Genomic DNA, 13,798 nt, shown 5'->3' on the forward strand with positions numbered 1-13,798 from the left:
TTCCTACTGAAGCTTGCGCCTGAAGGATACGCCCATCTTCACCGGTGCCTTCCGTTCCTACGCGATCCCACAACCCATTGCGGAACGCCTGTACCGGAAGCAGCATATTCGCTGTCGAGGCGGTGAAAGGAATCATCCGCGCCAATAAACCCATTGCGGGATATGTTACCGCCGCTTGGTCAAGCGATAGCACTTCCCGCCAGAGCGATTTCTTGCGTGGCAGCTCAAAAACCGGGCCGGCACAACCGCCCGGACCACAATGTTTTGCCATCGTTTCCAACCAACGCGGTCCGACCCTGCAATCGGCGTCGACAAACAACACGCTGCCATTGCTTAAACCAGAGGTCGCTAAATGCATTGCGTGAAGCTTCCCATGCACATTCGCCGGCAGTTTATCAATCCGCATGCATTGAATGGGAAGGCGGGGTCGATATCGCTCGATAACATCGGGGGTCGCATCGGTCGAACGGTCGTCAACAACAATTATCTTGAAATTCGCTTTTGGGAAAGTCTGTCGTTCGAGATCTTCTAACAAACCACCGATAACACTCGCTTCATTGTGAGCAGGAACAAAAATGTGGATTGGCAATTCGGCGTCATGAGCTGGCAGTAGATTTCTTCGCCATCCGATTAGAGCTGTACACGAAATAATAGCATACACACCAATCGAATACGCAAGCCATGCCGTCCAAAGTTCACTCATTCGCTAATTCGCTTGAATTTACGGCTTTGCGCGATCCAAAGCGGGAATCCCACCAAGGCAGGAATAACTGTATTGATTACGAAAAACGGAAACGTAACCTGAGGAAGAACGTCTGCACTCATCCCGGCATATTCGCCCAGTTTCATTCCCACGACTTCGCTGATACCAAGATTGCCCGGAGTGAATGCAAGGAAACTACGGAACAGTTGTAAAGCACCGAAGATCACCGCTGCATCAAACAAACTTCCATGAAACCCGATTGCTGATAACCCGATTACAAATTGTATCATGATGGCGAAGTATTGGCAGAAACCTAACAGAATACCGATACGCCACACCTTCTTCGGCATCATTGCAAATCCGTGATACATTTCGCGGAGAAATTTCTTCGAAGTATTTGGCTCACCGGTATGTCGGGTGCGGTGGAAGACAACTTCCATGGCAACAATGTAAACCACCACAACAACGATTGATATAACAACACCCATGTTTCCAAACGTCGGAAAGAACAGAATCCCCAACGAAATCGCGCCAAACATATGCATTGGCGGCCAGAACATTAACCGATCCACCAACGATAAACCAATCGACCGCGGCGACAATTTCGGCAACAACAAAACGAGTGCCGAGTCACCGATACGTCCTGGAGTAAACGAGCCTGCGCTAAACGCCGCTAATCCAGCTTTTGCGGTTTCGCCATACTTAAGCGCAGGATTATCACAGCGCAGAAATATCCAACTACGAAGCAATTGAAAGTAGAGCTCGATAACTGTGAACGAAAACGCAAAGACCCAAGTCGCTAAACTAAAATTGTCAAGCGCGTTGTAAAGAACTTTCCATCCAACTTGGTCAACGACCAGCCATACCAAACCGATCGCTAATGGTAGCGATACGATCCATAACTTGCCTTGGATTTTATGCAGAAAATTCATCACTACACTTTACTCTTAAGAAACTCAGAATGAGTGGCTCAGACAACCCCGCAGGGCTCACATTTCGTAATCCGGTCTGAGCTTTTGTACTTCGTACGACAGACACTCTTGTCTGTCGAATTGCAAATCAACGTCAGATTACTTCGTCCAACTCAAAAAAAAAATTACCAACCCGGCTTCCGTCTCACAGTTGACCACACAATTCCCAACAACCAAAATGGAAATCCGAAAAACAGAAAGAACGGATACCACCAAATCATTTGTCCGTTGGTCGTTTTCGCAACTTTGGATAAAACATTCACCTCTAACAAGAGCAGCAGTACAGCTACCCCAGCAGCATACCAACGCTGAAACACGAATGCATCCAGAAATAAAAACATCGGTGCAATCATGATACCTGGAATTGCTAACACGCCAAACAACTTCCAGAAGAATGGATAATCCGGAGCAACCGAGTAATGTCTTCCCCGTGCCCGCCAGTAAGAACCTGTTTCACGGTCGAGTACCGCCATTGACGCTCTGCCGTTTTTCGAGACGATGCGTCCCGGCAGTTTTGCCAAACGATGTAGCAGTAAATCATCATCACCAGAAATCCGCTCGCCGATTGTGCCCCGATAACCGCCGACTTGATGGAATGCAGCGACTTGATAAGCAAATCCAGCACCGATAGCTGATAAGGGATGTTTGTTACGGATCGCGCTCCGCATAAGAAACGATTGCACCAATGCTTCTAATTTACGAATTTTTGAGCCGAGGCCGAGACCGCCGCTAAATGTATAGGATGGGACAATTGCAATCCAATTCTTCTCCCAACCGGCGAACATTTCGAGAAGCCAATCCGACTGAGGTCGGCTGTCGGCGTCCAAAGTTACCACCCATTCCGCTTTAGAAGAAAAAATCGCTTGTTCCAAAGCATTCTTCTTTGGGCTTGCATAGGGAATCGCTTCTGAGGGGTGAATAGCAAGTAATCTTCGGTTTTTGAGGTCGCGCCAAACAAAAGTTGCTAACAATTCTTTCGTTTGATCGCTTGAACGGTCGTCGATTGCGCAAAACCGGAGATTCGAACCCTTCCACTGCAAATGTTCCAAAGCAATGAACAATTCGTTGACATACTTTTCTTCATTATGACAGGGCAACAACACTTCGATTTCCGGCATATCTTCGGAAACGTGGGTTCGCTCGCGACGTATAAAGTACCCAAAGATCAACCAGCAGAAGCAGCAGAATGTAGACAACATCAACAGGATCGATAGCCCATACGTAATACTCATGGATTACCAGCCACTTTCGTTGGTTTTAAGCATCTGCTGTTGGATTTCCGTATTTTAAACATCGGCATTCAGGTTGATCAATGCCCGGAGTGGGTGTGTTGGCAAAACAATCGCCACAATCGTACGAATGTAATGAATTCATAACCATATCGGAAAACTGTGACGACTTCACAAAGTTATCGAAAACTGCTGGGATTACTGAAACCCCATAAGACTGGTTTATTCATCGGTTTGAGCTTCGCTATTGTAGCCAACAGCCTTGACGCGGTTGGACCCTATATCCTCAAACAAGCATTCGACACCATTGGAAAGGAATTCGTTTGGCTTGACTTATGGAAATGGGCGGGGCTGTTAGTCGTTCTCGCAGTGATTCGCGGCGTTTTCCGTTATCACATGCGCATGAAAGTGATCGGAGTCTCGCGGGATGCTGAGTACGACCTTCGAACGAACTATTTCGATAAGCTAATGCGGTTGCCAGCACAATTTTTCGACCGTAACCGCACAGGCGACCTAATGAGTCGCGCAACTTCTGATATCGAGAATGTCCGGCAGATGATTGGACCAGCGGTTATGTACTTAGCCAACACGATAGTGACATTACTATTCAGTATCACAATCATGTTCATGCTGGCGCCATCTCTCACACTGTATGTTTTACTACTAATTCCGATTGTTGCAGTCGTGATTGGGTGGTTAGGTCAAGAGGATTTCAAACGCACCGACGCCCTCCAAGAGAAAACCGGCGAACTGTCGGCTGCTGTACAGGAGAATCTCTCTGGTGCGCGTGTTATCCGTTCCTATGCGCAAGAGCACCGTGAAGTCGAACGACTCGATGTTCATAACCGTGAGTACTATAAGCGTGCTGTTAGCGTTTTGCGGTTTGATGGTTCATTCCAGACCGCAATGGGCATCATCTTTTCCGGTGGCTTTGTCGCTATTCTTTGGATCGGCGGTAATCAATTAGCTGATGGAAAAATTTCGCTGGGTACCTTTGTTGCCTTCACTACTTACCTCGGTTTGCTTGCTTGGCCGATGATTGCTATCGGTTGGGTGGCCAATCTTATCCAACGAGGACTTGCCTCATGGCAACGGATTATGACGATTATGGAAACGCCCGACGAACCAGACACCGGCACCGTCGATACTGCGATTACTGGCTCTGTTATGTTCAAAAGTGTTTCATTGCGATATACCGAAGATCGTGAACCGGCATTAACCAGCGTTTCATTTACTATACCGGAAGGTGGTTCCCTCGGTATTGTCGGTCGTACAGGTAGTGGAAAATCTTCTTTGGCAGCCCTCATTCCCCGGTTGTACCCGCCGACATCCGGTACTGTAGAAATCGATGGTATTCCCGTCGAAAAGTACCGGTTATCGACGTTGCGGGGTTCGATAGGATTCGTCCCGCAGGAAGCCTTTTTGTTCAGTACAACCATCGCGGGAAATATCGCATTTGCCGACCCTACCAAACCAACGGAAAGTATTGTAAAAGTATCCGAAATGTCGGCATTGTCGAACGATATCGAGCAGTTAGAAGATGGTTACAACACCTTAGTCGGTGAACGGGGAGTTACGCTTTCCGGTGGACAAAAACAGCGGACTGCCATTGCCCGTGCTTTGTTAACCGATCCAAAAATCTTGATACTCGACGATCCGCTTGCCAATGTCGATACTGCTACCGAACGCGCGATTCTTACGTCGTTAGAGCAATTTATGCGTGGTCGTACAACTATACTGATCGCCCATCGCGCCTCTACTGTCATGAATTGCGATAATGTATTGGTACTATCGAACGGGGTAGTAGTTGAATACGGATCACCGACAGTGCTTTTAGAGCGTAACGGCGAGTTTTCCGAACTATTCGAACGCCAACGCATCACCGAAGAATTAGCTGAAGTAGCGTAAAGTATCGGTAGGGGTGCAACATATCACGCCCGACTTGAAGAGTGAAATGGTAACAGGATTCAAATCCTGTTTTCGTTTCTGTTTCTATTGAACTATTCTGGAGACCTGTCGGTACCCTTTCTTATGCGGCGGTTTCCGCACCGGGTCGAGTTAAACTCGATTTCTACTTAAAAACGGCTTGGAACCCGCAACAACTTACAACTTCACCATTACAGGCAAGAGGTTAGTCACTACCCAACACTCATTCCTACAATAGCTACTCATTCGCATATTTGCGTTGTAGCAGTGGAATTGTGACAACAGTAACTACGACACAAATTCCGCCTAACACCAGCAAGGAAGTGAGCGATTCACTCAATGGCAGTCGACGCCAGAAGTAATTTTGGTATGCGAGCATCGCCCAATGATTCAACGTAAATTTTCCAATCGTCTGCAACCAACCCGGCATCAAAAATGAGGGGAACATCGATCCGCCGATAGATGACATACTGAGCGCGATGATTGTCACCAGCATCGACGCCATCTCCTCCGACTTCGCAATTGCTGCAACCAGCAATCCAACTCCAGTCACTGCGAGCACCGTCAGTACACTGATGAGAAGTAATTGCAAGGGATCGTATCCCAACTCTAAACCAAAGACTAATTTTCCAAATCCGAACATCGCATAGAGTTGCAACATTCCGAGTATGAGATGAAACAACCACTTCTCGAACAACAACGTTTGTACTGTGATTCCTGAGAGCAGTAACCGCCGTAGCGTACCCTCGCGCTTCTCTTTCAAAAGTGTTTGAGCGATAGAACCAACCGTGAATATGAGAAAGAGTACAGCGGTGCCGGCTATCGATTGCGATACCCCCGGATTCACGACTTTTTCTCCTACCAACTCCCGTACTTGAAAGAGGAACATATTCCCAAAAGGATTCATCCCTTGACCGGAGTTGCCCTTACTGCCAGTTTTCGCCGTATCCAACAACGGACGCAGAAGTTGTTGTGCGATACTCGCGGAATCGTTCGTCTTCATCCAGTGCTTGTTCAGAGTATCGAGTTGCATGTGGTAGGTTTTGCTAACCAACTCCCGCAGACCTTGATCGAATTGCAACGCTTCTGGTTTCCCGACGCTTTGCGAAGTCTGGCCAATCATCATCAAACCAAGCAATTCCGGCATCCCGGAAAACACTGTTTTTTGAATCATGCCACCGAGGATATTCGTCTCAATCGCCGCTTTCGGATCGTTCCATACCTCCAGCGCAATCTTTCCTTTTTGCACTAAAGTATCGAACGCATGTTGCGGCACCACCAAAGCGATACTGTTTTTACCGCGGGTTATTCGATTCGTTGCGATGACGCTATCGATCAGTACTTTCGCATTTCCCTCTTTCACTGAATCGACTAATTTGATCGCAGACTCTTTACGAAACTCATATTGTAGGCGTTGTGAGAATGGGGAGTGGTCTTGATCGAGATAGAGTACGCGAATGGGTTCAGCGACGTCGTTGCCACTAGAAAAGACAAAGCCGAATACCGTTGCCATAAGGATAGGCACAACAAACGTAAGCGCCAACTCACCGCGGCTGCGGAGCAATAATCGAATATCTTTTTGTAATAATGTCCACATAATATTTGATCGATAATCCGATGCTAATCCAAGTTAAATTATTCGCGTAAGCCGCGTCCGGTTAAATGCAGAAATAGCGATTCCAGTGATGGTTTGCGAATCTCCAGCGAATCGAACGGGAGTTTTCCAATTTTTTGGATTGCTTCGTTGACAGGAACAGTTAGCAGTACTTCGACTCGTTCTCCCGCTAAAGTAACCGCCCCGCATTCGGTAACTTTTGATGCGAGAGAAACTTGTTTCGCCTGCTCGGGATGGTTGGTGTGGAGAATCATTTTCATCGGTAACGGATACTGGGCGAGGATTTCCTCCTGCGACCCCTCCTCCAACAACTTCCCTTGATCGATGATTGCCATTCGGGAACAAAGCCGTTCCACCTCTTCCATATAATGAGTCGAGTACAAAACCGTGGTTCCGGATTCGACCAATTGCTCCACTAACGTTAACAGGTGGGCGCGGCTTTGGGGATCGACACCAGCGGTCGGCTCATCCAGTAAAACCAATTTCGGTTGATGGATAATGCCGCATGCGAAATTCAATCGCCGCTTCATCCCCCCGGAAAACTTCTTGACGATATCAAGTTGCCGTTCGAGTAAACCAACTGTCCGTAATAATGAGTCACAACGCTCGCTGAGTTCACTACTCGCTACCCCTTGTAATCGCCCCCAGAATCGTAAATTCTCGATCGCCGATAGCTCTTCGTACAACGCGATTTCCTGTGGAACAACGCCAATTCGTTCGTGGGATTCGGTTGCGTAATGGATGGTTCCTGAAGTAGGAGTCAGGCTGCCGCATAGCAATCGCATCAACGTGGTTTTCCCGGCACCATTGGGTCCAAGCAACCCAAAACAACATCCGACGGGAATTTCCAGCGTCACACCATCGATTGCATTCGTTGCCGCATTCCGATAACGATAACTAAGTTGTTGGAGTTCGATTGCGATATTCATTGCGAAGAATATAGTTTTCCTAACGGTAACAAAAAACATTTTCGTGTAACCAACGAAAAATATGCGCAGAAATTATTGTGAAAACCTAACATTTTTCATTCGGGACATGGTTCGTTGTATCTTAGAACGGCTGCCCGTCTCATCGAGCACCCCCCAAGTTTATTCCTTCGACGCAGCAGCGTCTTTGTCCACACGCAACGGGAGCAGAAAAGAAATGTCAAGCAACGGTCAACCGAAAAAGCTCGCCTTATGCGATCAACATATTGCGTTAGGCGGAAAGATGGTAGATTTCGCCGGTTACTTAATGCCGGTGAGTTATCCCAAAGGGATTATCGCCGAGCACCATGCGGTGCGCAACAATGTCGGAGTTTTCGATGTGTCGCACATGGGGGAATTTGAAGTTACCGGTCCCGACGCATTGTCGTGGGTCAATTCGATGGTCACTAACGACGCCGAGAAATTAGGACTGAACCAAGTCATGTACTCTGGACTTTGTTATCCAGATGGCGGTTTTGTCGACGATTTGCTGGTATACCGGTTAGCCGACAAAGTCATGTTAGTGGTTAATGCATCAAACATCAAAAAAGATTTCGCATGGCTGAAAGCTCATGTCCCCGCGACCGGCGTTACTTTCGTCGATAAGAGCGACGATTTTACACTCTTGGCAGTGCAGGGACCCCGCGCTGGTGAGTTAGTCCAGAAATTAACCAACGTCGATGTGAAACAAATCAAATACTACTGGTGCCAGCCGGGGAAAATCGCCGGGATTGACGGAATCGTTTCCCGTACCGGATACACTGGCGAATATGGCTTTGAGCTGTACTTCCCGGTCGAGCATTCGCTGCTCGTTTGGAACGAATTGTGGAAGTATGGCAAAGACTTCGGTCTGGAACCAATCGGTTTAGGCGCTCGCGACTCGCTCCGGCTTGAAATGAAACTCGCGTTGTACGGTCACGAAATCGATGCCGATCACAATCCGATCGAAGCGGGTCTAAGCTGGATCGTGAAACTCAGTAAACCGAATTTCTACGGTCGCGATTCGATGCTCAAGGCAAAACTGGAAGGAACTCCCCGATTTAATGTGGGATTCATGGTGGAAGGTCGCGCCGTTCCCCGTCCTGGAATGGTGATTCGATGCAAGGATGGCGAAACCATTGGTGTTGTTACAAGTGGAACGTGGTCGCCCACGTTGGATAAAGGTATCGGAACCGGATACGTTGCTATGGACGATTCCCCGGTTGGTACCGAAATTCAAATCGTCATTCGCGATCGCGTTGTCAAGGCGACTGTAGTAAAAACTCCGTTTGTCGTTCGAGAACAGCCAAAACCATAACTTCCGGAAGCAAACTGAAAGGGGTGTATTCGTTATGCCCCCTTCAACTGTATCACTATGAAAATTGATGTCTGTATTCTCCCCCAAGAAGCCTCAACCGAACGGATGAAAGAACATTCGGTTGCAGTAATCGATGTTCTACGCGCATCCACCACGATCCTGTTTGCGTTGGAAAATGGCGCTCGGAATGTGATTCCTACCGATGCCGTTGCCGATGCAATGGGACTTGCCCAACAATTTGAACGGGATTCGATTTTACTTTGTGGCGAGCGGGATGGTGTAAAGATTGCTGGGTTCGATTTAGGGAATTCTCCTACCGAGTACACAGTGGAAGCAGTCTCGGGAAAGACATTGGTCTATTCCTCGACCAATGGTTCTAAGACACTTTTGAAATCCCATGGCGCGAAACACTCAATTTTAGCATCCTTCAACAATCTTTCAGCAGCGGCGCGCTACCTCTTATCACAAGGGACGGACGTGACTATCGTCTGTTCGGGCAAACTGGAGCGCTTTGCATTAGAGGACGCAGTTTGCGCCGGTGTGCTGGTTACTGTTTTATGCGAACTGGTGGGCGAATCAGAATACACGCTTTCCGATGGCGCAGTTGCAGTAGCGGCATTGGCGCAACAACTGCAAGGCGATCTCCTTGCTATGCTCAAGCTTTCACAACACGGCAGCTATTTGGAGTCGATAGGTATGGGTAGTGACTTACCGATTTGTGCAGCGATTGACCGCTTCGATTTCGTGCCGGTATTTCGTGAAGGAAAAATCGAGAAGCTCCTCGTATAGAATTCCTACCTTCTACAAGTAAACGCAATCGCTCGCAATTCATCTTCCATCTCGGTACATTCCCGTTGTATCTTATCATGCAACCAATATACCTGCGTAGGAATGAGTCGTAACAACCCGAAACGTGAACTCGAGATCGAGCCACCGAAGCAAAAGCGCCGGTGGATTATTGCACTCGTCCTGATTTTCTTCGCAATCTTCTGGTCGATATCGTTAGCGACATATTCCCCGGATGACTGGCCGGAAAGCAGCGGCAGTGGCACAACTCTGAACGCTCTTGGTCCAGCGGGAAGCAGTTGGGCGTATTGGTCAATGCAACTACTGTTCGGTTGGCATTTAACCGGAGTATTGCCTCTCCTCCTGTTTTGGTTCTCGGTATATCTCATCATTCCCAGTTGGCGAAAACCATGGCTGCGCGGCTTCCTACCGGTAGTTGCTGTGGGATGGCTTGGGGCGAGTTGGGTAGCCTATTGGCAAGTTCACGAATTTGATTTTTCGACCTATCGCGAAGCGGGGTTGTTGGGATCGGCGTTTGTCGAATGGCTCTGGCAGTGGCTAAATGGGTTAGGTACTGCGCTGGTGTTAACATTTCTGACGTTGCTATTCATCGGATTAACGGTTGGTAACGTGTTGCGGCGGGCTGCTCATAACTGGTTGGATTGGCGTTCGCAACGATTGGCGATGCGTCCGGTGAAACCGTTAACCATCGAAGAGAAACGACAAGAAAAATTACCGCCGAGTTTGCCGCCACCACCGGTTGCAGAACCAGTGAAAAAGCGAAAAGCTCAACCAGTAGAAGAGGTCGTCGACGAGCCGCTGTATAACAACGATTTGTTCCCGGTTAGGCCACAAATCGTGATGCCGAAACCAACCGAGACCGTGACGAAAAATCTGCCGGTCGAACCGATGATAGAAAGCCCCTATCGGCTTCCTGCGCTTGATATTTTCAAGCCGGCAGACGGTGAGATTGTACCGGAACCCTATGAAGAGTTAGCGGCAAAGCTCCTTCAAACCTTGCGCGAATTCAATGTAATTGCAACTGTGAATACCATTCATCCCGGGCCAGTTGTGACTCGATACGATTTTGTGCCAGGTCCCGGAGTTAAGGTTTCTTCCTTTGCCAATCTCTCCGACGACATCGCGCGGGCGATGCGGGCAAAAAGTGTCAGGATTCTCGCTCCCATACCCGGCGAGGAAGCTGTTGGTATCGAAATTCCTAATCGTAATCCCCGGATTGTCCGATTCCGGGAAGTTGCCGAGTCAGCAGTTTTTCAGAAGGATGGTTGGATATTACCGGTTGCGATTGGTTTGACTACCGATGGACAGCCGTTAGTAACCGATTTAGCGAAGCTACCCCACTTGTTGGTAGCAGGTACGACAGGCTCTGGGAAATCAGTCTTCATAAACTGTTTGCTTGCCTCCTTGTTGCTCCGGCGCACACCCAGCGAAGTAAGAATCGCGTTAATTGACCCAAAACAGTTAGAGTTGACACCGTATAAAAATCTAGTTCGACATCATCTCGTACAATTGATGGGCGCCGATCCGGTTGTTACGAAACCGGTACAAGCAGTGAAACTGCTGCAAGCGTGTGTGAGTGAAATGGAACGGCGCCTTGAGCTGCTAACCGGAGCCGGTGTCCGCGACCTCAGAGAGTATCAGGAACTTCATCGTCGAGGTCACCCGGCGGCAGTGGAACCGCTCTGTTATATTGTCGTAGTTGTCGATGAGTTAGCCGACTTGATGCTCACTGCGGCAAAAGAGGTGGAAGACCCAATTCAACGCATTTCGCAAATGGCGCGCGCAGTGGGAATTCACTTGGTAGTTGCAACCCAGCGACCTTCAGTAAATGTCATAACAGGTGTAATCAAAGCGAATCTACCGGCGCGACTTGCCTTTCAAGTCGCAAGTCAAGTCGACAGCCGGACGATACTCGACCAGACTGGCGCTGAGAAACTGTTAGGGCGCGGCGATGCGCTGTTTTCTCCGCCGTGGGAAATGAAGCCTTTGCGCGTCCATTGCGGTCTAATCGAAAGCTCAGAAACCGAAAAGCTATTGGACTGGATTGCCGGCCAGCCCCCAGTACAGCCGCTCCAATTCGATATGCCCCGCGATAATAAAGGGAATAACGATGACGGTGAAACCGGTGACCGCGACCAGCTCTTTAACGAAGCGGCGCGAGTCGTTGTTCGGGCGGGGCAAGGGTCGGTAGCCATTATTCAACGTCGATTACACGTCGGATACAGTCGGGCAGGGCGTTTGCTGGATCAGTTGGAACAAGCCGGAATCGTAGGTAAATTCGACGGCTCCAAACCACGCGAGGTTCTTATCGGGGCGGATACGCTGGAAGAGATGTTGTCACCCGGCGATGAAGAGTGATTTGTTTGTTACGTACAACCTGTTGTGAATTGCAACGGGAAAGCGTCATTTAATGCTTTGTCGGGTTAACGCAGGAAAAAACTTGCGGTTAGATAAATCGAGTTTTCATGAATTTCTATAGCTTTCGGACTTGGATCGATTACCCGGCATGGCAGCATGGTTGATTTGCATAGTCATATTTTTCCTGAAATCGATGATGGTAGCAAATCGTGGGAGATGACCCGTAATATGCTGCTGCAGGCTATCGATGAGGGGACGACTGCCATCGCATGGACGCCACATCTACTTTCGGGCGAGCAAATCGATTATTTTGCTAAAATCGCAACGCGATTTACCGAAGGATTGGCAAAAATTGCCGAATGGAAGTTACCGATTCGGGTTTTTTCCGGCGGTGAGATATATTTGATGCCTGATTTGGAGCGCTTTTTAGCGTATCCTTGTGGTTCCTATGGTGGGCTCGGGAGGCACATACTTGTAGAATTCCCGATGTATGAATATCATGGGAATTACGCCGAAGTAATACGGCGGATGACTCTGAAAGGCTTTGGCATCGTGTTGGCTCACCCCGAGCGATATGTCAAATTGCAAGATAACGAACGAGAATACAAGAGGTTAGCCGATTCAGGTGCCCTCTTACAAATCAATGCCGGTTCGATTCGCGGTGACTTTGGCGGCGAAACCCAAAAGACTGCGAAAACTCTGATTAAGAGTGGTTTAGCAAAACTTGCCGCCTCAGATGGGCATAACGACAGCAGCCGACCATTAGGGATGGCGTCGGCATTCCGGCAAGTGGAGAAGTGGACGAATCGAAAACGGGCAGAAGAACTTTTCATTACAGCACCAGCAAAAATACTTGAAATTACGGGATAGGGAGGAATTTCCTTGGCACAACCCATGGATGTTTTGGAATCGCAGTTGGCAGCGAGTCGGGCGGAACACCCACGAATCGACTGGTCTCGCATTTCGCGCGCTTTGTTTCGGGGACGGTGGATCATTTTTTTATCGTTTGTCGTAGTTGTTTCCTCGACTGCGATCATGACTTCGCGAATGCAGCCGGTGTATCGCGCGGAAACTTCGATCCTGGTCGAGAGCAACAATGCAATCGATCTTTCGTTACCAATGTTGGGCGCAGCTGAAGGGGCATTGAGCAACCGCGTCCGGAACGAAATTGAATTGATCAAGTCGCGCTCGTTATCAGAGGCAGTTGTAAAAAAAATTACGCAATCGCCCTATCATGACGAAATCTCCTTGATGAAAATCCCGGGCAATTTTGACGATAAAGTCGGTGAAATGCGGGAACGGATCGATGTTCGCGGTTCGCGTGATAATGATATTATTCGTATCGCAGTTACCGGAAGAAGCTCCTTTGAAGCTTCATTCTTAGCTAACACCGTAGCGCAAGCTTATTTCGAACAGAGCTTGAGTGCGTCACGCGGCGAAGTCAGCGAAGTCCGGAAATTTCTCGAAGACGAATTGGATAAAGTGCGGATGCGGTTAGCTTCCTCGGAAGAAGCCCAACGCCGATACCAAGAGGAAGAACGACTACCGGCACTGAACGAAGAGACGATGCAGTTAGTCGAACAATCTTCAACGTTTAAGTCGCTTTTGGCAAGTGCCGAGACCGATTTAAACTCGAACCTCCGCCGCCTCGATTATCTCCGTAAGGAACTCTCCGAAACGAAAATGAATTTGGTGGATGACATCAGTTCCATTTCGTCACCGTTAATCGAATCGTTAATGAAAGAGCTCGCTGACAAACAGACGAAGCTCGCGACGATTCAAGGGCGTGCCGCACCCGGTGCCGACATTACAGTGCGTTCGCTCGAGAGTGAAATCAATACAGTAAAAGAACGCTTGAAGGAAGAGACCCGCAAGTATGCGGCGAATACTTCCGGTAGCAGCGATCCACTGGGAACGTCGCAAAAGC

The 13,798-nt window shown here is 48.6% G+C and carries 11 protein-coding genes; 6 read left to right on the top strand and 5 right to left on the bottom strand.

Translation table 11 applies throughout. The features are described 5' to 3' along the window. The 3 genes from OEM52_09245 to OEM52_09255 form a co-directional block, all read right to left on the bottom strand. Positions 1-703 (bottom strand): glycosyltransferase (locus OEM52_09245; protein ID MDK9700315.1); only part of this gene is annotated, 703 nt, incomplete at its 3' end. Then, a complete protein-coding gene (locus OEM52_09250) occupies positions 700-1,635 on the bottom strand; it encodes a flippase-like domain-containing protein (GenBank protein MDK9700316.1) in 936 nt (311 codons plus the stop codon). The genes OEM52_09250 and OEM52_09245, both read right to left, overlap by 4 nt. A gap of 164 nt (positions 1,636-1,799) precedes the next feature. Beyond that, positions 1,800-2,906: a glycosyltransferase gene (locus tag OEM52_09255; protein MDK9700317.1), complete on the bottom strand. Its 1,107-nt coding sequence runs from the start codon at positions 2,904-2,906 to the stop codon at positions 1,800-1,802. A gap of 159 nt (positions 2,907-3,065) precedes the next feature. On the opposite strand from OEM52_09255, the gene OEM52_09260 reads away from it, so the two are divergent. Next, on the top strand, positions 3,066-4,811 hold the full coding sequence (locus OEM52_09260; protein ID MDK9700318.1) for an ABC transporter ATP-binding protein/permease: 1,746 nt from the start codon (positions 3,066-3,068) through the stop codon (positions 4,809-4,811). A 256-nt stretch (positions 4,812-5,067) separates the two neighbouring features. On the opposite strand, the gene OEM52_09265 is transcribed toward OEM52_09260, so the two are convergent. Then, the gene (locus OEM52_09265) at positions 5,068-6,426 is read right to left on the bottom strand and encodes an ABC transporter permease (GenBank protein ID MDK9700319.1); all 1,359 of its coding nucleotides are present in this window, start codon (positions 6,424-6,426) and stop codon (positions 5,068-5,070) included. Between the two features lie 38 nt (positions 6,427-6,464). Then, positions 6,465-7,373, bottom strand: coding sequence for an ABC transporter ATP-binding protein (locus tag OEM52_09270; GenBank protein ID MDK9700320.1), 909 nt, complete (start codon positions 7,371-7,373; stop codon positions 6,465-6,467). Positions 7,374-7,587: 214 nt separating this feature from the next. Between OEM52_09270 and gcvT the strand changes: the two genes are divergently transcribed. From gcvT to OEM52_09295, 5 genes are all read left to right on the top strand, one after another. Then, the gene (gcvT, locus tag OEM52_09275) at positions 7,588-8,706 is read left to right on the top strand and encodes a glycine cleavage system aminomethyltransferase GcvT (protein ID MDK9700321.1); all 1,119 of its coding nucleotides are present in this window, start codon (positions 7,588-7,590) and stop codon (positions 8,704-8,706) included. A gap of 57 nt (positions 8,707-8,763) precedes the next feature. Beyond that, on the top strand, positions 8,764-9,495 hold the full coding sequence (locus tag OEM52_09280; GenBank protein ID MDK9700322.1) for a 2-phosphosulfolactate phosphatase: 732 nt from the start codon (positions 8,764-8,766) through the stop codon (positions 9,493-9,495). 102 nt (positions 9,496-9,597) lie between these two features. Beyond that, positions 9,598-11,871, top strand: a complete 2,274-nt coding sequence (locus OEM52_09285; protein MDK9700323.1) for a DNA translocase FtsK — start codon at positions 9,598-9,600, stop codon at positions 11,869-11,871. 156 nt (positions 11,872-12,027) lie between these two features. Beyond that, positions 12,028-12,741, top strand: coding sequence for a hypothetical protein (locus OEM52_09290; GenBank protein MDK9700324.1), 714 nt, complete (start codon positions 12,028-12,030; stop codon positions 12,739-12,741). A 12-nt stretch (positions 12,742-12,753) separates the two neighbouring features. Continuing rightward, the coding region (locus OEM52_09295) for a Wzz/FepE/Etk N-terminal domain-containing protein (GenBank protein MDK9700325.1) at positions 12,754-13,798 on the top strand (1,045 nt) is incomplete at its 3' end.

This window comes from bacterium (assembly GCA_030247525.1).
In the GTDB taxonomy this organism is placed as follows: Bacteria; Electryoneota; JAOADG01; order JAOADG01; family JAOADG01; genus JAOTSC01.